The sequence below is a fragment of the Natronomonas halophila genome (assembly GCF_013391085.1).
In the GTDB taxonomy this organism is placed as follows: Archaea; Halobacteriota; Halobacteria; order Halobacteriales; family Haloarculaceae; genus Natronomonas; species Natronomonas halophila.
The window spans coordinates 1136447-1155778 of record NZ_CP058334.1 but is presented as its reverse complement, the minus strand read 5'-3'; the positions used below and the strand labels follow the sequence as shown (position 1 = coordinate 1155778).

General features: G+C 64.9%; 19 protein-coding genes. 12 read left to right on the top strand and 7 right to left on the bottom strand.

Translation table 11 applies throughout. The features are described 5' to 3' along the window. Positions 1-104 precede the first annotated feature (104 nt). The 4 genes from HWV23_RS06355 to HWV23_RS06340 all read left to right on the top strand — a co-directional run bounded on the left by HWV23_RS06355 (position 105) and on the right by HWV23_RS06340 (position 3295). Positions 105-629 carry a DUF7504 family protein gene (locus HWV23_RS06355; protein ID WP_178289585.1) on the top strand — a complete coding sequence of 175 codons (525 nt, stop codon included), beginning with the start codon at positions 105-107 and terminating at the stop codon, positions 627-629. A gap of 28 nt (positions 630-657) precedes the next feature. After that, positions 658-1341 (top strand): V-type ATP synthase subunit D, encoded by a 684-nt coding sequence (locus HWV23_RS06350; protein ID WP_178289584.1) that lies wholly within the window; start codon positions 658-660, stop codon positions 1339-1341. 139 nt (positions 1342-1480) lie between these two features. Continuing rightward, positions 1481-2866, top strand: a complete 1386-nt coding sequence (locus HWV23_RS06345) for a wax ester/triacylglycerol synthase family O-acyltransferase (protein ID WP_178289583.1) — start codon at positions 1481-1483, stop codon at positions 2864-2866. A gap of 39 nt (positions 2867-2905) precedes the next feature. Continuing rightward, entirely contained in the window at positions 2906-3295 is a 390-nt protein-coding gene (locus HWV23_RS06340; protein WP_178289582.1) for a DUF6276 family protein, read from the top strand. A 178-nt stretch (positions 3296-3473) separates the two neighbouring features. Here HWV23_RS06340 and prf1 read toward each other — a convergent pair whose 3' ends face one another. Continuing rightward, positions 3474-4715 carry a peptide chain release factor aRF-1 gene (gene prf1, locus HWV23_RS06335; RefSeq protein ID WP_178289581.1) on the bottom strand — a complete coding sequence of 414 codons (1242 nt, stop codon included), beginning with the start codon at positions 4713-4715 and terminating at the stop codon, positions 3474-3476. A gap of 101 nt (positions 4716-4816) precedes the next feature. Here prf1 and HWV23_RS06330 point away from each other — a divergent pair, with 101 nt between their 5' ends. From HWV23_RS06330 to HWV23_RS06320, 3 genes are all read left to right on the top strand, one after another. Then, positions 4817-4957: a hypothetical protein gene (locus HWV23_RS06330; protein WP_178289580.1), complete on the top strand. Its 141-nt coding sequence runs from the start codon at positions 4817-4819 to the stop codon at positions 4955-4957. A gap of 147 nt (positions 4958-5104) precedes the next feature. Next, positions 5105-6025, top strand: coding sequence for a sodium:calcium antiporter (locus HWV23_RS06325; protein WP_178289579.1), 921 nt, complete (start codon positions 5105-5107; stop codon positions 6023-6025). A gap of 40 nt (positions 6026-6065) precedes the next feature. Beyond that, a complete protein-coding gene (locus tag HWV23_RS06320; protein WP_178289578.1) occupies positions 6066-6929 on the top strand; it encodes a universal stress protein in 864 nt (287 codons plus the stop codon). A gap of 325 nt (positions 6930-7254) precedes the next feature. On the opposite strand, the gene argS is transcribed toward HWV23_RS06320, so the two are convergent. Both argS and HWV23_RS06310 read right to left on the bottom strand, forming a co-directional pair. Further along, positions 7255-8997, bottom strand: a complete 1743-nt coding sequence (gene argS, locus HWV23_RS06315) for an arginine--tRNA ligase (protein WP_178289577.1) — start codon at positions 8995-8997, stop codon at positions 7255-7257. A 168-nt stretch (positions 8998-9165) separates the two neighbouring features. Then, positions 9166-9654: an HTH domain-containing protein gene (locus HWV23_RS06310; RefSeq protein ID WP_178289576.1), complete on the bottom strand. Its 489-nt coding sequence runs from the start codon at positions 9652-9654 to the stop codon at positions 9166-9168. Between the two features lie 241 nt (positions 9655-9895). Here HWV23_RS06310 and twy1 point away from each other — a divergent pair, with 241 nt between their 5' ends. Then, positions 9896-10861, top strand: a complete 966-nt coding sequence (gene twy1, locus HWV23_RS06305) for a 4-demethylwyosine synthase TYW1 (protein WP_178289575.1) — start codon at positions 9896-9898, stop codon at positions 10859-10861. A 604-nt stretch (positions 10862-11465) separates the two neighbouring features. Here the strand turns inward: twy1 and rnz are convergent. Then, a complete protein-coding gene (gene rnz / locus HWV23_RS06300) occupies positions 11466-12392 on the bottom strand; it encodes a ribonuclease Z (protein ID WP_178289574.1) in 927 nt (308 codons plus the stop codon). An 86-nt stretch (positions 12393-12478) separates the two neighbouring features. Here rnz and HWV23_RS06295 point away from each other — a divergent pair, with 86 nt between their 5' ends. Next, positions 12479-14905: a hypothetical protein gene (locus HWV23_RS06295; protein WP_211693329.1), complete on the top strand. Its 2427-nt coding sequence runs from the start codon at positions 12479-12481 to the stop codon at positions 14903-14905. 66 nt (positions 14906-14971) lie between these two features. On the opposite strand, the gene HWV23_RS06290 is transcribed toward HWV23_RS06295, so the two are convergent. Then, the gene (locus HWV23_RS06290; RefSeq protein WP_178289573.1) at positions 14972-15811 is read right to left on the bottom strand and encodes an ABC transporter permease; all 840 of its coding nucleotides are present in this window, start codon (positions 15809-15811) and stop codon (positions 14972-14974) included. Positions 15812-15876: 65 nt separating this feature from the next. Further along, entirely contained in the window at positions 15877-16806 is a 930-nt protein-coding gene (locus HWV23_RS06285; protein WP_178289572.1) for a branched-chain amino acid transaminase, read from the bottom strand. A 118-nt stretch (positions 16807-16924) separates the two neighbouring features. Between HWV23_RS06285 and HWV23_RS06280 the strand changes: the two genes are divergently transcribed. Both HWV23_RS06280 and HWV23_RS06275 read left to right on the top strand, forming a co-directional pair. Beyond that, positions 16925-17098, top strand: coding sequence for a hypothetical protein (locus tag HWV23_RS06280; RefSeq protein WP_178289571.1), 174 nt, complete (start codon positions 16925-16927; stop codon positions 17096-17098). A 70-nt stretch (positions 17099-17168) separates the two neighbouring features. Then, complete coding sequence (locus HWV23_RS06275; protein WP_178289570.1) at positions 17169-17306, top strand: hypothetical protein; 138 nt, start codon at positions 17169-17171, stop codon at positions 17304-17306. 6 nt (positions 17307-17312) lie between these two features. Here the strand turns inward: HWV23_RS06275 and hisA are convergent, their stop codons facing one another. Next, positions 17313-18029, bottom strand: coding sequence for a 1-(5-phosphoribosyl)-5-[(5-phosphoribosylamino)methylideneamino]imidazole-4-carboxamide isomerase (hisA, locus tag HWV23_RS06270; protein ID WP_178289569.1), 717 nt, complete (start codon positions 18027-18029; stop codon positions 17313-17315). 87 nt (positions 18030-18116) lie between these two features. Here hisA and HWV23_RS06265 point away from each other — a divergent pair, with 87 nt between their 5' ends. After that, the gene (locus HWV23_RS06265) at positions 18117-19268 is read left to right on the top strand and encodes an inorganic phosphate transporter (RefSeq protein ID WP_178289568.1); all 1152 of its coding nucleotides are present in this window, start codon (positions 18117-18119) and stop codon (positions 19266-19268) included. Positions 19269-19332 lie beyond the last annotated feature (64 nt).

The window sequence follows — 19332 nt, the reverse complement described above, 5'->3', positions numbered from 1 at the left end:
GAAGTCGTCGCCGGTTCCGGCCTTCGCTGGCCGTACGGCGATGACCGGGCTCTCTACGAATCGGCCAACGCCTTCTTTAACGCCCCATTCTATACGAATTGTACATGGCCCAGCACCTCGTGGGGGAGATTCCCGACAGCGCCACGACGGTGCTGGTGTTGTCACCGACTATCGACAGCGACGCCGACGTCTGTGTTGAGTTGTCCGCGCGCGCGAGGGACGTCCTCGTGGTCGCCTACGCCGGTGCCAATGGGACGGCGCTCCGACGGGCATTCGATGACCACGATGCCGACCCGCCGTCTATCGAGGAACTCGAAATCGGGGCGGACGTCGACCCGAACGACCTGACGAGACAGGGAATCGCGATTGCCGAGGCAGTGAGTGCCGGCACCGAGGTGTGTTTCGACTCGCTGACCGCGCTCTTACAGTATGCCGACCGCGAGCGGGCCTTCCGGTTTTTGCATTCGCTGGGCGAGCGGTGTGCCGCCGCCTCCGCGAGCATTCATTACCATCTCGACCCCGAAACGGCCGACGAACAGACCGTGGCCGCGATGTCGACGCTGATGGATGCGGTCGTCGACGTTGAGGCCGGAAGACTGCGGGTGCGGCCGGAACTCCAGAAGGATTAACCCGGTTCGGACAGAAGCACCGCCAAGAATGGCCCAGGACGTCAAGCCGACGCGGAAGAACCTCATGCAGATCGAGGACCGCATCGAACTCTCCGAGCGGGGCCACGACACGCTCGAAAAGAAGCGTGACGGCCTCATCATGGAGTTCATGGACATCCTCGATCAGGCACAGGACGTTCGTTCCGACCTGGACGACAACTACGAGCGCGCCCAGCGGAACATCAACATGGCCCGTGCCATGGAGGGCGACGTTGCGGTTCGCGGTGCCGCGGCGGCCCTGAAGGAACACCCCGAAATCACGACCCAATCGAAGAACATCATGGGCGTGGTCGTGCCGCAGATCGAATCCACGAAGGTCAAGAAGTCGCTGGACCAGCGTGGCTACGGGCTGGTCGGTACCTCCGCGCGCATCGACGAGGCCGCGGACGCCTACGAGGAACTGCTGGAGTCCATCATCCTCGCGGCCGAGGTCGAGACGGCGATGAAGAAGATGCTCGACGAAATCGAGAAGACCAAGCGCCGTGTCAACGCGCTGGAATTCAAACTCCTGCCCGAACTCCACGAGGCTCAGGAGTACATCGAGCAGAAACTCGAAGAGCAGGAACGCGAGGAGATCTTCCGCATGAAGAAGATCAAGGCCAAGAAGGAAGAAGAGGAGGCCGAGGAGCGCGAGGCCGAGACTGAGGCCGAACCAGTTCCGGCCGACGACTAAGGTAAGGCCCGTCTTTTTCCGGCGGTAGCTTCATTTTACTGTATCCGAAAGCGCCACTAACAGATGTTAGTGGGCTGGACCGCCGGGGACGCGCGACGACTGGAACCGACCGAGCGCGGAATCGAGGGGGAACGGACGAATGCCGGAGTCTGACCCGCTTTCGGGGGCCGACAACGCGTGGCGGCGACTCGGAACGGTCGATAACCTGACGACCATCACCGGCGTGCTCTGGTTCGAGGATCCGATAACCTACGAGGAGTTACGGGACCGCCTCCAGGAGCGACTGCTCCGGTTCGACCGATTCAAGCAGGGGGTGGATTCGAGCGGCATCGGGCGGGCCCGCTGGGAGTTCACCGAGGATTTCGACATTGAGACGCATATCTACCATCTCTCCTTGCCGGACCCGGCGGATACGGCGACGTTCAAGCAGTTCGTCAGTAACCTGATGAGTCGGCCGCTCGACGAGCGCCGGCCGCTGTGGGAGGCCTATCTCGTCGAGGGCGCGGGCGACGGCAACGCCGTCGTCTTCCGTATCAACCACAGTATCGGCGACGGGTTCGCCCTCCTGTACGTCCTCTTCGGGCTGGTCGATTCTCCCGAGGAACTCGAGATGCCGATGGGCATCGTCCCTGACCCCCCGAGTGCCGAGGAGTTCCGAGACGGGAAAGCGGAGACGGCCGCGACCGATACCGCGTCGGCGGACGATACTTCGGCCGGCGAATCGAGCCACGAGCGGTCCCGGTCGCTCGGTCCCGACGGCCCCCTCGACGCCGTCCGACTCGCGGGCAAGGCGGCCAAAACCGGCTGGAACATGCTGACTCAGGAGGACGAAACCGAGACCTCCTTTCGGGGAAACATCGGGACGGTCAAGCGGGCGGGTTGGACCGAGGAAATCGACCTCGCGACGGTCAAGGAGGTCGGCGGCGCGTGCGATGCGACGGTCAACGACGTGTTGCTGGCGGCGCTTGCGGGCGCGTTCCGCCGCGTGCTGCAGGAGCGGGGTGACCCGGTCGATGGCCGGGAACTCCGGGTGACCGTTCCCATCAATCTGCGGCCGATGCATCGCCGCGACGGGTCGCTGGGCAACTACTTCGGGTTAGCGTTCGTTCCGCTGCCCGTCGGTGAACCGGACCTCGGCGAGCGCATTCGCATCATCCACGAGCGGATGGATGAGGAGACGGCGGGCCTCGAAGCGTTCCTGATGTATCTGACGCTGACGTTCGGCGGCCACACGCCGGATTTCATCCTCGATTTGCTCATCAAGCAGTTCGAAAATCAGGCGACCGGCGTCGTGACGAACGTGCCGGGGCCGCTGGACACCGTCGAGTTCGCGGGCCATGAGGTCAGCGACATCATGTTCTGGGTACCGCAGGCGACCGACCAGGGCATCGGCATCAGCATCTTCAGTTACGACGGCGGCGTCCGACTCGGTATCGCGGGCGATTCGAACCTGCTTTCGGACCCCGACGAACTCTCGGAGGCCTTCCGGGCGGAAATCGACGCCGAAGCCGCCGACATCGAATAGGACCGCGCTCCCTATCAGGCGGGGCGGGCTACGTCCGGTATGGATTGTCCGACCTGCGGTGCCCCGATGGTTTCCTTTGTGGTTCCCGAACGGTTCCGCGAACACGCGCCCGACGAAAGCGACCACGCTGCGCTCTGTCCGGAGTGTCTCACGCTTTCGGCCGCTGACTCGGCGCCCGAATCGCCGCGCTTCGACCGCATCAGCAGTGCGTTCCCCGACGACGAGGCGGCCGTTTCGCTCGCCCTCGCCATCGGCCTGCTGGATTCGCTGGCGCTGCACCGCCGCGATATCGAAGCCCTGCTGGAGACCGTCGAGAAGGCCGGTACCGACCCGCTGCTGATTCTCGACCGACTCCACGCACAGGGCGGCGTCGACCCCGAATTCGATATCGAGCGGCGGCGTCATCAGATCGAACAGCTCCTCGATTGAGCGGAATATTTATATATGTGTTTTCACCTCCTGAGCGGCTAGGTCACGCGGTGAGGTAATAGCGATTCGCTCGTAGGCGTTCGATGGGGGGTGGGGGCTGCACCCGCTGTGGGGTGGGGGAGTGCGTGGAACCGGCGGTGGCCGTGGGGAGGCCCCTCGGTTCCGACTTTGCGCCGTCTTAGACGCCCGTCGAGTAGCGGAGAATGCCGGCGATACCGCCGAAGGCGGTCAGCAACTGTTCGCCTTTCTCGAAGTCCGTCGAGATGAACTGCATATCGGAGCCGCGCTGTTCGGCCAGTTCCATCAGGTGGTCGATGGCGTCCTCGCGTTCGGCGACGTCGGCCTCGCTGCCGTCCTCGCAGGTGTGGTCGGGCGTGTCGGCCCGCCGGTCGACGAGTTCGAACTCCTCGCGGCCGCCGCAGTCGTAGGTGACGACGTCCTTCCGGAGGTCCTCGCTGATGAGCAGGCGGTCGACCGACCCCATCATCAGGTTCTGTCGGGTGGCGTCGAAGCCGTAGGTCGCCTTCTGGCCGTCGTGGAGTTGCTCGAAGAACTCCTCCATCTCGGCCTTGTCCTGCATGAGTTCGGCCTCGGCCAGCACGTCCTGTCCGGCGTCGACGAGGTCGTAGAGGCCGGATTCGTCTGTGTAGGAGACGTCGAACTTGCCCAACACGAGGTCCTGCAGTTCGTGGTGGAGGTAATCGCCGTCGAGGAACTCGTCTTTGGTCGGGGAGGGACCGCCGACCAATATGCCGTCCATTTCGTGGCGCTTGGGGACGAAGAGGTCGTCGGCCATCTCCGCGACCTCCTGATAGAAGTTGTCGATGGCCTCCAGTCGCAGGCGGGCGAACCGCTGGGCTGACTGGCCACCTTTTCGCTGCTTGCCGGGGACCAGCGAGGAGGCTGACTTGACGGGTTCGACGCGCTTGCCTTTCAGCCACCCGACGTTTGCCTCCCGTCGGTCGAGGACGATGAGGCCGTAGAGGCCCTTGTCGCCCAGCATCTCCTGAAGCGGTTCGGTCAGGAAATGCGAGTCACAGTGATACCGGAACGACTCGATGGGGTCCGGCGGCGATTCGAGTACCTCGGTGACCATGTCGGTCTGGCCGCCGCCGGCATCGACCGCACCGGAGAAGATGACCATCCCGTTTTCCGGTGGGTAGACGTCGTAGTATTTCAGGCGGTCCTTGATGCTGGTGAGGGCGTCCTGAACCGCGGTGCGGGTCTGCTTGGATTTGATGTTGGAGGCTTCGCTGTGCTCTTGGGTGACGTGGGCGACGACGTCGCTTATCTGTCGGTCCTCGGGAATATAAATCGAGACGAGCTGCGTGCCGGACCCAGAGTAGTCGTCGAGTTCCTCGATGACCTTCTGGAATTCGTATTTTTGTTTATCCGACTGCTCCCCTTCGTCTTCGCTCATTACTCCATCTTTTGCTCCCCGAACGGTAAAACTCCGTCCTTTGGGATGGGGCCTCGGTCGAGAGGGCAAGGCATATCGGGGAAAATTCCCAACCCTTCGATATGGCAACATCAACGGAGTCGAACGACGGTGTCCCGCTTTCGTGGATCGCGATCTTCCTGCTGTTGGCGCTCGGATTGGGCGCCTCCGCCATCCTCTTCGCCGGCGGGTCGGTCCTCCCGTCCATCGCGCCGCTCCTGTAAGCCTCGCCTCCGGCGACAGGACAAACCCTAATCGCCCGCCGCTCGTTTCCCCCGTACGGTGCCCGTATCCGGACCCTCCCGACGCCTCGACGGTTCCCGACGAGAACTACGTTCTCGGGTCGGCCCGCCCCCGGTGGTCGGTCGCTGATGCTCTACGAACTCGGGGGCCTGTTCGGCGGACTGCTGTTGCTCGTTTACGGCAGCGACCGGACGGTCGACTCGGCCTCGGCGTTCGCCCACGCGCTCGGCGTCTCGACGCTCTTTATCGGCATCACCATCGTCGCCGTCGGGAGTTCCCTGCCGGAAATCGCGACGTCGATTTACGGGTCGGTCTACGACACCGGCGATTTCGTCATCGCCCACATCGTCGGCTCGGCGACGTCACAGATTACGCTCGGTATCGGCGTTCTCGCACTCACGGCGTCGCTTACCTTCGAGCGCCGGACGGTCTACCGGTACGGGACTGCGATGGTCGCCGCCATGGCCATTATGCTGGTCGCCGTCTGGGGCGGCCGCATCTCGCGACTCCTCGGGGCGGTCATGGTCGTGCTATACGCCTTCTTCCTGCTCTTTCGGTTCGAACACGACGGCTATCGCCAGTCGGTCGAATCGCGGGTCGAGTCGGACCGGTCGGTTCCGCGTCTCACGGTCCAGTTCGTCGTCGGCATCGCGATGGTCATCGTCGGCGGCCATCTCCTGATTACGGGCGCGAGGGGCGTCGCCGTCGAACTCGGCGTGCCGTGGTACCTCCTCGGCGTCGTCACCGGCCTCGGAACGACGATTCCGGAAATCGCTATCGGCGCCTCCTCGATTTACCACGACGAGGAATCCATCGCCGTCGGGACGCTGCTGGGGAGCAACATCACCGACCCGCTCTTCTCGCTGGGTATCGGCGCCGCCGTCGGCACTATCGCCATCAGCGACCCACGGGTTGCCGTCGTCGGGACGGCCTACATGCTGGCGGCGTCGGCAACCGTCCTCCTTCTGGCCTACTGGCGGGAGACGTTCGGGCGGGCGGAGGGCATCCTCTGTGTCCTGCTGTACCTCCCGACGTATCTGGTCGGCTAGCCCGCGTGGTTTTATACGTTCCATCGCCGTTGGCTGACGTATGGTCGACCGTCTCCTCTTTCCGACGGACGGCAGCGACGCCGCACAGGACGGAGTCGCCTACGCGCTCGCGGTGGCGGCCGACGCGAACGCCGAACTCGTCGTCCTCCACGTCGCCGACACCTCCGAAATCAGCCACACGCGTATCGACGGCGAGGTCGTCGATGCGTTCGTCCGCGAGGGTGAATCCATCGTCGAGGAGACGGTCGGAAACACCGATACGCACGACGTCGACGTGACGACGGACGTGGTGCAGGGCGTCCCCGACGAAACCATCGTCCAGTACGCCGAGGAGTACGACATCGACGCCATCGTGATGCCGACCCGCGGCCGGCAGGGCGTCGAACACCTCGTCGGCAGCGTCACCGAACGGGTCCTCCGACGCGCGCCGATGCCCGTCCTCGCGCTCCCGCCCGGCGTCGATGCCGAGGCACACTATCCCTACGAAGACATCCTCGTCGCCGTCGACGGCAGCGACCCCTCGGATGCGGCGGTGGTCGCCGCCGCGGACGCGGCGCGACGCCACGGGGCCTCGCTTCACCTCGTCCACGTCGTCGAGGAATCGCTTCTCGGTGGTCGGTTCCCCGGGTCAACGGAGGACGTCGAAACCGAAGCCGAATCGATACTCGATGCGGCCACCGAGGGCATCGAATCGACGTTCTCGGGGTCAGTGACGACGAGCGTCCAGCAGGCTTCGTCGGTCGAGAAGGGCCTGCTCGACTACGCCGAGGCCAACGGCATCGACCTCGTCGTCTCCGGGTCCAGCGGCGGGTCGGGGCTGGGCCAGTATCTCATCGGGAGCACGACAGAGAAGCTGATTCGCAACGCGCCGGTACCCGTGATGGCCGTCCCCGAGGAATCGTAGGCGGATTGGACTATCTTCTTGATGCTGAATTGGAGAGAAACCAGTCGTTAGCATCCGCGAGCGCCCGAAGGGCGCGAGCGGTTCTCCGCGCCGAGCGTTAGCGAGGCGCGGGACCAAGGGCCGACCGTAGGGAGGGCCGCCGTGTCTTTTTCATCGAAGTGGTTCGAGAGTCGCCGCCGGCGACTCTCGTCATCCAGCGAATCGCCTCCGGCGATTCGCATGGATTTTTGCCGGGTAGCGAGGGACCGAAGGTCCCTCGGACCATGCGAGCGGGCCTGCGGCCCGCGAGCAGACGGCCGAAGCCGACCCGTGCAAAAAGTTCTTCCTACATTGAAGTAGGCGCCTCGACTCCGAGCACGTCCAGCGCGTTCGCCATGGCGTGTTTCGAGGCAGCGACAAGCGCCAGGCGGGCGGCGCGGGTTTCCGCGTCGTCGGCGGTGAGGACGGGACACTCCCGGTAGAAGGTGTTGAACCGGTCGGCGAGTTCGCGGGTGTAGGTGGCGACCTGGTGGGGTTCGAGTTCGTCGGCGGCGGTGTCGATGACGCCGGGGAAACGGGCGATGGAGCGGATGAGGTCGCGTTCGGCGTCGGTCGTCAGGTAGTCGGTGTCGGCGACGGGGTCGACGCCGTCGGCTTCGTCCAAGATACCGCAACAGCGCGCGTGGACGTACTGGACGTAGGGTGCGGACTGGGCTTCGAAGTCCAGCGCCTGTTCCCACTCGAAGGTGATTCCCTTGGTCGGCTGTTTGGAGACGATATCGTAGCGGACGGCGCCGATGCCGACCTGACGGGCGATGCGGTCGATATCGTCCTCGTCGAGTTCGTCGTTCCGGAGGCGGTCGTCGAGGCGGTCCTCGACTTCATCGCGGGCGCGGGCGATGGCCTCGTCGAGCAGGTCGTCCAGTTGGACGCCCGTCCCTTTCCGGGTGGACATCTTGCCCTCGGGGAGGTTGACGTAGGAGTAGATGACGTTCGCCAGTTGGTCGGTGTCGTTGCCCAGCAGTTCGAGGGCCGACTGCAGTTGGTCGGCCTGGAGTTTGTGGTCCTCGCCGAGGACGGTCACGGCGCGGTCGAAGTTGTCGAACTTCCACTCGTGGTGGGCGAGGTCTCGGGTGGTGTAGAGGGAGGTGCCGTCCGCGCGGAGGAAGACGAGGTTCTTGTCGATATCCTCGAATTCGAGTTGCCAGGCGTCCTCTTCGTAGACCGACTGGTCGTGTTCTTTGAGGCGGGCAACGAGGTCGTCGGTCGCGCCGTTGCGGATGAATCGGGTCTCCTTGACGAACTCGTCGAACTCGGCGGGCAGGCGCGCGAGACACTCCTTCATGCCGCCGAGGACGGTGTCGACGACCTCCTCGACGCGCTCGTAGACCTCTTCGTCGCCCTCTTCGAGGCCCTGGAGGATGGTCTGAATCTCGTCTTCGGCGGCCTCGACCTCTTCGGGGTCGGCCTCTTCGAGGAACGCGTTGCCCTTCCGGTAGTAGCGGACCATGTGGTACTCTTCGCGGTCGCGGGCGGGTTCCGGAAGTTCCTCCTCGTCGAAAGTCTCGTAGGCCCACGTGAAGACGGCGATCTGTCGGCCGGCGTCGTTGACGTAGTAGTGGCGTTCGACGTCGTAACCGGCGTAATCCAGCAGATTTGCGACGGCGTCGCCGATTATCGGGTTACGCGCGCGCCCGACGTGGACGGGGCCGGTCGGGTTGGCGGAGGTGTGTTCGACGACGACGGAGGTCTCGCGGTCGGCGAGCGCGCCGAAGTCATCGTCTTGGCCGGCCCGGACCGCGCCCTGGAAGTAGGATTCGTCCGGCAGGAAGTTGAGGTAGGGGCCCTGCTGATGGACGGCGGCGATGTAGTCGTAGTCGTCGGCGTCGATTTCGTCGGCGAGTTCGGCGGCGACCTGCGGCGGGGGCGCTTGGGCCTCGCCGGCCAGTCGGAAGGCGACGCTGGAGGCCAGGACGGCGTCGACGTCTTCCGGTGGCTCCTCGATGCCGAGGTCGTCGGTCGGGTAGCCGTTGGCCTCGAGCGTGGCCCGAAGCGCCCGGGTAACCGACTCGCGGAACGCAAGGAACATACCTGCACTTCCCGAGCGCGGGGTATAGGGATAACGGGTTGGCGGCGCGAATCAGTTCGGGTCGGTCGTACTACCGGGGGCGTATCGACACTCTCGAAAAACGAACGGGCCGAGGTAAGTCAGGGGTTCTCGACTGCGGACTCGCGGGGGAAACGTGGTTTGGACGGTTTAGACGTTCTCGACGGGGTTGCCCGCCGCCAGCGCGGTCAGGCAGTCCTCGATAGACGCGCCCTCGTCGGCACGGGGGTAGAGGCCGGTCAGTTCGCCGTCATCGCGGATGGCGACACAGATGTCGGCGAACTCGACGGTCCGCTCGTGGGCGCCCTCGCCGCTGTGTTCCTCGAAGTGCGGTTCGAGAGTGTCGGCGCCAACGGCATCGGCGAACTCGTCGTAGCAGGCAAGCGCCGCGGCGGCGGGACCGTCGGTCGGCGCTTCGACCGTCTCGGGCCAGCGCGTGACGCGAACGTCGTCGACGACTTCGGCGGCCTCGAGCCGGTCGAAGTTATCGAGCACCGACCGCAGACGGTCGTGGCTCTCCGGGGAGAGCGAGTTCGAGACGTAGACGGTCACGCTGCCGCTGAGTGCGTCCCGGTCGGCCGCTTTGATTATCGTCGGTTCCCCGTCGGATTTCCCCCATACGTCGAGTCCGCGAAGCATACGTGAAAACTCCTGAGACGAAGCATAAGGGTTCTGTACAATGTGTATTAGGGGTTTCTACGTGAACACCCACCACACCTGATATCGGATATACGAATGGGAAATGGGTTGAATGCTGTCGACCGTTCGGTGGGGACCCCTCGGGATTGCGCTGCTTGTCGGCCCCGTTTTCGGGGTGCCACAGCGTGCGTCTCGCGGCCCGAACCACGGCCTTTAGGGCCTGCTGCGTCTAGGGCCGGATATGCCCAAGCAGGTCAGCGACCCCGATTACCACAGCGAGAACCACACGGCCGCCCAGACCTGCGGGTGGACGGCCAACGCCCTCCGGGGAGAGGGCCGCTGTTACAAGAACCACTTCTACGGTATCCAATCGCACCGCTGTATCCAGATGACGCCCGTCGTCAAGTGCAACGAGCGGTGTGTCTTCTGCTGGCGGGACCACTCCGGCCACGCCTACGAACTCGACGGCGTCGAATGGGACGACCCCGAGGCGGTCGTCGACGCCTCCATCGACCTCCAGCGCAAACTCCTCTCTGGATTCGGCGGCAACGACGACGTCCCCCGCGAAGTTTTCGAGGAGGCCATGGAACCACGTCACGTCGCCATCTCGCTGGACGGCGAACCGACGCTGTATCCCTACCTCCCGGAACTCATCGAGGCCTTCCACGACCGCGATATCACCACGTTCCTCGTCTCCAACGGTACCAACCCGGACGTGCTGGCCGAATGCGACCCCACGCAACTCTACGTCAGCGTCGACGCCCCCGACCGCAAGACCTTCGACGAGGTCGTCAAGGCCGTCGACGACGACGCGTGGGACAACCTTATCGACACGCTGGACGTGCTGGCCGAGAAGGACGAGACCCGCACCGTCCTCCGGACCACGCTCCTGAACGGCTACAACATGGAGACGCCCGAATGGTACGCCGCGATGGTCGACCGCGCCGACGCCGACTTCGTCGAAATGAAGGCCTACATGCACGTCGGCAACTCCCGAGATAGGCTCGACCGTGATATCATGCCCGATCACGAAGACGTCCTCGCGTTCACCGAGGACGTCGGCGAGTTCCTCCCCGAGTTCCCCGTGATTCGGGATATCGAGGCGTCGCGTGTTGCGTTGCTCGCGCAGGAGGAGGACACTTGGGTGCCCGAGCTTAAGGGTGGCTCCGAGTTCTGGAGTGAGGGCACCTACGCGAAAAGCGACTAGGAGACTGATTTTCTGGAATTGCGGTATCCCGATAGCTGCATCTCCAAAGCCCTCGGCCGGCTCGACTCGCGCGGCTCGCTGCGCTCCTCGTCGTTCGCTCTGCTCACTCCTGCGGTGCTTGCGTCGCCGTGCTTCGTCCACCGGGCGGGCGGCTCCGCCGCCCGCCTATAACGTGGCGGCCGCAGGCCGCCACGCCAGCCTCGCCCTTCGAGTCCGCCAGGAAACCGCAGCCACACACCTCCCCAGCCGACTCCCTCCTTCGCTTGCGCTCAGTCGGTCGTCCCTCGCGCGCTGCTGGCCTGACCGCCGTTCGCGGAGGCGCTCACGGCGGTCGACCAGCGCGCGCCATTTATAAAGTCAGTTGGCCGGGAGCGCGGGCGGCCGTAGGCCGTCGCGCGACCCGGGGAAGGGCAGGTGCGGTGCTGTCCTTGGAGAAATGAAAGGGCGAGGCACGCTGGCGTTTATATAGTCGCTAAGCAGGCCCTATCCGAGCGAGCGGAGCGAGCGAGGATATCCTGCTTAGCGACCGCCAGCGGGCCGAGGGCTTTCCGGCTGTTCGCAGTCACGCAGTTACGGAATTCTACTTATAAATAGTCGACAGAAACTACTCCGGGAACGGGACCTCAATCTCGTCACCATCATCAGGAACGAAGGCCCGCTCTCCCTCGAACACCTCGCGTGCTTCCCGCTCAATCGGCGAGACGTTGCCGGCGTACCGAGAAGAGACGTGAACCAGCGCCAGCCGTTTCGCGCCAGCGTCGTTGGCGACTTCGGCAGCCCGTGTCGCAGTCGTATGGCCGGTCTGACCGGCACGGCCGGCGTTGTCGGCGGCGAAGGTGGCGTCGTGAATCAGCAGGTCGGCGTTTTCGGCGACCTCGACGGTCCGGTCCGAGGGTCGGGTATCACCGGTGTAGACGACCCGGCGGCCGGGGCGGGCATCGCCGACGACCTGTTCGGCGTCGACGACGGTGCCGTCGTCGAGCTCGACGCTCTCGCCGCGGTGGAGTTTCTGGAACTTCGGACCGACGGGGACGCCCAACTCCTCGGCGCGGTCGCGGTGGAACCGCCCCTTGCGTTTCTCCTCGATGAGCGTGTAGCCGACCGACTTGGCGTCGTGGTCGGTCTCGAAGGCCCGAATCTCGTAGTCGTCGCCCTCGTAGGCCACGTCGCCGTCGGAGACGGCGTCGATGTGGACGGGATAGGAGGGTTCGGCACCGGTCGCCGAAATCAGACGGTCGATGTCGGGTTGGGTGCCGACCGGGGTGTGGATGGTGATGGGGGCCTCCCGCTCGTTGAAGTCCATCGTCTGCAGGAGGCCGGGAATGCCGAGGACGTGGTCGCCGTGGAGGTGTGTGACGAAGATTTCGGAGACGGCGAAACCGGTGCCGAACCGCATCATCTGCCGCTGGGTTCCCTCGCCGCAATCGAAGAGGAAGCGGTCGCCGTCGCGGCGGAGGAAGACCGAACTCGTGTTTCGCTGGGTCGTCGGCACGGCCCCACCCGTCCCGAGGAACGTCACACACAAGGACATACGCGAGGGAAGCGGCGGCGCGGATAAACCCGCTTCGGTGTCTGGCCGGCAGGTACTTGTGCTGTCTGCCGCTAACACTCGCAACGATGACAATGGGCTCCGACGTCTCCCTCCGCGGCCGTGCGGACCCCCGTGAGTGGACCCGCCGACAACTGCTCGCGGTCCTCGGAGTCGGCGGCCTCGGCCTCGGCGGCGCCGCCATCGGCGGACGAATGGCCACGGACCCACAGGACGCCGAGACGACCGCGGTCGACGATGAGGAGTCCCGTCGCCTCGCCGAGCAGTTCGCGCCCGACGTCTACTTCGACCGCTACGAGAAGTGGTTCATGACCGACCCGCGACCCTACACGACCGAGCAGGACGGCCAGACGGTCGTGGACGGCTTTTCAGCGCTCAACGACTACACCCAAACCTTCGAGGAGACGGGCGAGCCGCCCGAGCCGGTCGTCTTCTACAACGCCGTCCAGTACGAGGACTCGCCGCTGGCAGTCGTCCAGTTCTGGATGTACTCGGTGTTCGACCAGTTCACGACGAACTTCCACTGGCACGACTGGGAGGTACTGCACGTCTTCGTCGATACCGAAACCGAGGAAGTGCAGTTGTACGTCGCCAGCGCCCACAGCCGAAAGATTCCGAACAACGAATATCTCGACCCCAACGCCCAACCCGCTATCGTTACCGAACTCGGCGCCCACGCGAGCGGCCTCGGTGTCAACGCGAATCCCGACCGATTCCAGCGGTTCCCGAATGGCGACCTCTCGGCGGACATCACGAATCAGGTCATCGAGGGCGTCGAGGAACTCGCCGAACTCCCGCTTGCCTACGGGTTGCCGCGCGACGAGAACCTGACGCTGGCTTTCGCGATGCCGGAACTCGACGGCCAACCGCTCTACGAGGACGACCGCCTGCCGGACGTGACACGGGAGGCGTTCATCGACGCCGCCCTCACCGTCCGGTCCTTCGAGGAGCTGTCCTCGCCGCCGACTGAGCTCCCGACGCGGGAGACCGGCCTGCACTTTACGGCCGCGACCAACGCCTCGGGGGACGCCGACGTGGAGTACGACCTCCAGCCGACCACCGAACTTGAACACATCGAGGACGTCACCGGCCCGATGCTCCGCTTCGAGTTCTCAGTACCGGACTTCGCCGAGGACGCCATCGCCGGCCATCTCACCACCTCCGGCGTCCCGTGGGACCAGCCCCGATACGAGAACCCCGCCGAGGACATCACGGACCCGAACCACCGGCGCGTGCTGGCGGACCGCTACGAGGCCATCGACTACGGCGGCCCCACTACCTCCCTCGCCGGCGCGCTCGGCGAGGCCGTTCAGGACGCCGAGGCCCCGGACGGCAACGGCGTGACGACGGCGGCTACCGGCACGCTCGCCTTCTGTCTGCTGGAAAGCGAGCCCACGGCCGCCCCGAGCGTCGGCGGCGCCGTCGTGATGCAGGACGTCGACCCCGGCGAACATCGCCTGACGGTCAACGCGCCCGGTACTGCGCCGTACAGCGAACGTATCACCGTCGGGAACGACGACGCGACAGCGGAAACGCCTACGGAACGTGAGACGGAGTCGCCGACGGAGACGTCGACGTCGACCGAATCCGAGACGGGAACGTCGACGTCGACCGAATCAGCGACGGCGACCGAATCAGCGACGGCGACCGAATCAGCGACGGCGACCGAATCAGCGACGGCAACCGAGACGGAAACCTCGACTGCCGATGGCGATGGGACTGCACCCACGCCGACCGTCCTCGGTGCCGACGGGCAGGTCACGCTCGTCGCGAACGAGAACGCGGTCAAAGTCGACGGCGATTCCAGCGACGGCCCGGACATCCAGCGTGTCGCAATCGAGGACGACTTCGGCGGCCGCCTCTTCGACTTCAGGCCGGATTCGCCCGACAAGTTCGCGGCCTACGTCCACACCGACGGCGCTTATACGACCGAAATCCGCGACAGCGAGGATGTTCCCGGCGCCTACCGCGTCAACCCCGGCGACGAGAACCGCCGAACCATCGAGAATCCACGAACTGGGAAGGCCTCGCTGGCCGAGTTCGTCGCGAACATCACGACCGAAACCTCCGAGCAGGCCCCCGCGTTCTCGGGGGACGGCGATGACGACTCTAGCGACGACGGCGATTCCGACGACGACGATGACGACCGGACCGAAACGCCGACGAACGGCGACGGTAGCGATGGTGGCAGCGGCGGTGGCGCGCTCGACGACCCGCTTGCGGACCCCGGCGATATCGACGTGAGCGGCGTTACCGGCCTCCAGCGGGCGCTTCAGGCGGTCGCCGCCTCCGCCGAACGGGCCGTCGAACGCGCCGAACAATCCGACACGCGAGGCGCCGACCGCGCGCTGGAAGCGGCCCGGACGCGACTGGAAAAGGTCGGCGAGGCGCTATCGAAAAACGACTTCGACGAGACGCTGGATATGACCGTTCAGAACCGCCTCGAACAGGCGGACCGACGAATCGAGCAGGCGCTGGAAACCGAGACGGCCTGAGGCGGGCTTGGTTTCAGGCTTCGAGGGATGAAGGACGAGTTCAGTGGGCGGGTGACGCCATACAGTTTACATAATCTCCATCGACTGGAACCGAAGATAGCCGAACCCGAGGGATAGAACGAGCCAGGCCGCGAGAATGGCGAAGCCGGCCCACTTCGGCGGGTAGAACGAAGCCGATACCGGATACGACATTAGCGCGTCGAAGGTGGGGATTATCGCCCGGGCCGCATAGCCGACTGCTGCGGTCGGGTTGAGGGCGTGGACGACGATCAGCCAGGGCGGGGCACCGGAATCCGGGGGGACGTATCCGACGGTAATCGTCTGTAGAACCGCCATTACGAGGTCCCAGCCTAGCTGAAAGAAGGCATAGAGGCTCACCGCACCGCCGAACGCCGTATACTGCGACGTCATCACTGACGAGAATCCGATGCCGATTGCGACGTAGACCAGACCATAGAAAACCGTCAATACGGTGTAGAGGGCGAACTCGGTGGCCGCGAATGACTCGTAGGTTGCCAGTGCGAAGGCGGCAACGACCGCATAGCCGCTGAGGATGGCGACGGATAAAACCGCACACCGACCGATGAACTTCCCGAGAACGATATCACGTCGCGAGTTCGGCAGCCCGAGCGTGATTTTGAGGCTCCCGCTGTCGCGCTCACCGACGATGGCGCCGTAGGAGATGGCCAACCCGAGCAGCGGGACGAAGAAGGCCATCGGCTGGCCCATGCTATTGAGCAGTGCCAGCGTGCTGGTCGGGACGTCGCTATTCGAAGCCATCCGAGGAACGTGCTGAATCGCCGCCCAGAACCCGGAGACGAGGACGAACAACAGCGTGGTCGCGAGGAAAGACTTCGACCGGATGGACTCTTTGACGTCCTTTCTGACGACCGCAGGGAGGGACATTTGTTAAGCCGTTGTCTCGGTTCGTCAATAAAGTGTGACTCGTCCCCGTGCAAAACGTGGGTGTTCTAGACGTACAGGAACCAGTCGTCGTAGCCGCCCAGTTTCCCTTCGACGAGGTCGAAGAACTGCTGTTGGATGTCCTCGGTGACGGGACCGCGGGAGCCGTTGCCGATTTCGGTGTCGTCGACGCTCCGAATCGGGGTGACTTCGGCGGCGGTGCCGCTGAAGAACAGTTCGTCGGCCGTGTAGAGTTGGCCACGGGAGATGGCCGTGTCGTCGTGGACCGTATAGCCCATGTCGCGGGCCAGCTGGATGACGGTATCGCGGGTGATGCCGTCGAGGATAGACTCGGAGAGGCCCGTAGTGTAAATCTCGCCGTCGTTGACCATGAAGATGTTCTCGCCGGGGCCTTCCGCGACGTTGCCCTCCTTGTTGAGGACGATGGCCTCGACGTAGCCGTTGCGGCGGGCCTCCTCGCCGGCCAGCATGGAGTTGACGTAGGGGCCGGTGGCCTTCACGTTGGTCGGAATCTGGCTGGAGGCGTGCTTGCGCCACGAGGAGACCATCACGTCGACGCCGTTTTCGAGGGCGTCCTCGCCGAGGTAGGCGCCCCACGGCCAGCAGGCGACCATCGTTTCGGTCGGGCAGTCCTTCGGCGAGACGCCCAGCGAGTTGTAGCCGTAGTAGACGAGCGGCCGGATGTAACAGGATTCGAGGTCCTGACTTCGGATGAGTTCCAGCGTCGCCTCGGTGATCTCCTCGCGGGTGTGGTCGATGTCGTGGTCCAGCACCTTCGCCGAATCGAACAGCCGGTCGAGGTGTTCCTCCCACCGGAAGAGCGCGGGGCCGCTGACCGTATCGTAACAGCGGGCGCCCTCGAAGACGGCCGTCCCGTAATGCAGCGAATGCGTCAGGATGTGGGTCTGTGCGTCGTCCCAGTCGACGAACTCACCGTCCTGCCAGATAGTGTCGACGTCCATTTCCTCGAAAGACATACTCCGTCTGTGGGCCGGGCCCGTAATGAGTGTTGACGATTACTGTCGCTGGTTTACACGGTCCCTACCTCGCCGATTGGGCCGCCTATTTTTATGTCACGCGGCCGATGTCGAAATCATGCTCGAACTGCTCGGCCTCGCGTGGTCAGCCTGGAAACTGAGTGCCAAGCGACTGGGCCCGGTCGGCGGTGTCGTCTTCGCGCTCGCGTCGGTCGTCGCCTTCGTCCTGTTTCGGGACTGGGTCGCCGACCGTTACCCGAACGTCAGCGAGGCCCTCGAAAAAGCGGTATAAGCGGTCCGACGACCGCGTGACGGCCGTCTGACTGAACGTTTTGTGTCACCGTCCTGAAGGAGGAGTGGCGATGAGCGCCCGCAACCTGCTGCCCGTCGCGGCAGCCCTTACGGACCCAATCAAGCCCGCGTTGCCGCCGACCACCAGGGCCGGCCTCCTGGCGCGAGTGGCGGCCGTCTACTGGCGGCTTCACGCGCTGGTGACGTAGCGGCGCCTACACCGCCATCGCTTCTTCGAGCGTAAAGCGGCCCTCGTAGAGGGCGGTCCCGACGACGACGGCAGCGGCGCCCACTTCCTTCAGCGCCCGCACGTCCGCCAGCGTCGCGACGCCGCCGCTGGCGACGACCGGAATATCGACCGCGTCGACCACGCGCTCGACGGGTTCGCGACGGATGCCCTCCAGTTGCCCCTCGACGTCCACGTCGGTAAACAGAATCGCGCCCGCGCCCAGTTCCTCGTAGCGCGCGGCGGCTTCGGCGGGGTCCAGCCCCGTGCCCTCGGTCCAGCCGGAAACGACGACTTCGCCGCCCTTGGCGTCGAGGCTGACCATCACCGTGCCCGGATACTCCTCACTGATGTCGGCGACGATATCGGGGTTTTCGACCGCCGCGGTCCCGAGGATGACGCGGTCGACGCCCAACTCCAGCAGGCCCGTCGCGTCCTCTGTGGTCCGGATGCCGCCGCCCAACTGGACGTCGGTGTCGACGGCGTCCAGAATCGCCTCGACGGCGGGAGCGTTCCCCCGTTCGCCCTCGAAAGCGCCGTCGAGGTCGACCAGATGCAGCGTCTCGGCGCCCGCGTCGACCCAGCGTTCGGCCGCCTCGACGGGGTCGCCGTACTCTTTGCCCGTGCCGCGCTCGCCGCCGACCAGCTGGACGACCTGTCCGTCCTGCATGTCGACGGCCGGAACCACCTCGAACTCCGAGAACATATTCGAGTCGGGGCACCGCCGCATCAAAAGCCTACCCGTTAGTCGCAAGCAGGGCGCTTATCTGCCGTCCCATCGTTTTCGACTTATATGGTGGAACTTCTCCTCGTTGTCGGTCTCGCGGTCGCCGCTTTCGTCGGATACAACATCGGCGGCTCCTCGACGGCGCCGGCCTTCGGCCCCGCCGTCGGCGCCGGCGTCCTTTCGAAACTCCTCGCGGCCGGGCTCATGACGGTCTTTTTCTTCATCGGTGGCTGGACCATCGGGCGAGAGGTCATCGAAACGCTCGGTGGCCGAATCGTCCCGAGCGCGCTCTTTACGCTCGAAGCGAGCATCATCGTCCTGTTTTTCATCGGCTTCGCGCTCTTCATCTCCAATTCCTTCGGCGTTCCCGCCTCGACGTCGATGACCGCCGTCGGCTCTATCGCGGGCCTCGGACTGGCGACGGGGTCGCTCAACTGGGGCGTGATGGGCCGCATCGTCTCGTGGTGGATCGTCTCCCCTATCATCACCTTCTGGATTTGCGGCGTCATCGGCCGATATTTCTATCCCGTACTCAACGAGTGGATCGCCATCCCCGAATCCGACGGCAGCCCCTTCTCCGGTGACGCGACCCGCCGGGAGATGTTCGGTGCAATCGTCGTCATCTCCATCGGCTGTCTGATGGCGTTTTCAGCGGGCGCCTCCAACGCCGCCAACGCCGTCGCACCGCTTGTCGGCAGCGGCGAACTCTCGATGAACGCCGCCATCATCCTCGCGGTGGTGGCTGTCGGCGTCGGCGCCTTTACCATCGCCCGGAAGACGCTGGACACGATGGGTAGCGACCTGACTCAACTCCCGTTGACGGCGGCTATCATCGTCGCCGTCGTCTCCTCGACGGCCACAGCGGCCCTCGCGGCCATCGGCATTCCCGCGAGTTTCGTCATCATCGCGACGATGAGCATTATCGGCCTCGGTTGGGGTCGTGCGACCCGGACGACGACGGCCCGCGATGCGGTCCGCGGCGAGGGTGCGAACGTCTCGGTCGGCGCGCTGGCGGCCGACGAAGGTGCGACCGTCGGCGACACCGAGAAACGCGGCGAGAACGCGCCGCCAATCGGCGAGGAGGAGCCCGACGACATCCCTGCGGCCTCGGACCTCTTCGACCCCGAAACGACTGGCCGGGTCATTCTGATGCAGAACTTCGTGCCGACGCTGGCGACCGCCGGCGCGTTCCTCGTCTTCCGATTTTTCCCCTTCTGAGCCCGCTTTGCCATCGGTTCGGGCGCCTGATGGTCTCTCTGCCGTTTGTCCCGTTCTTCGCCGA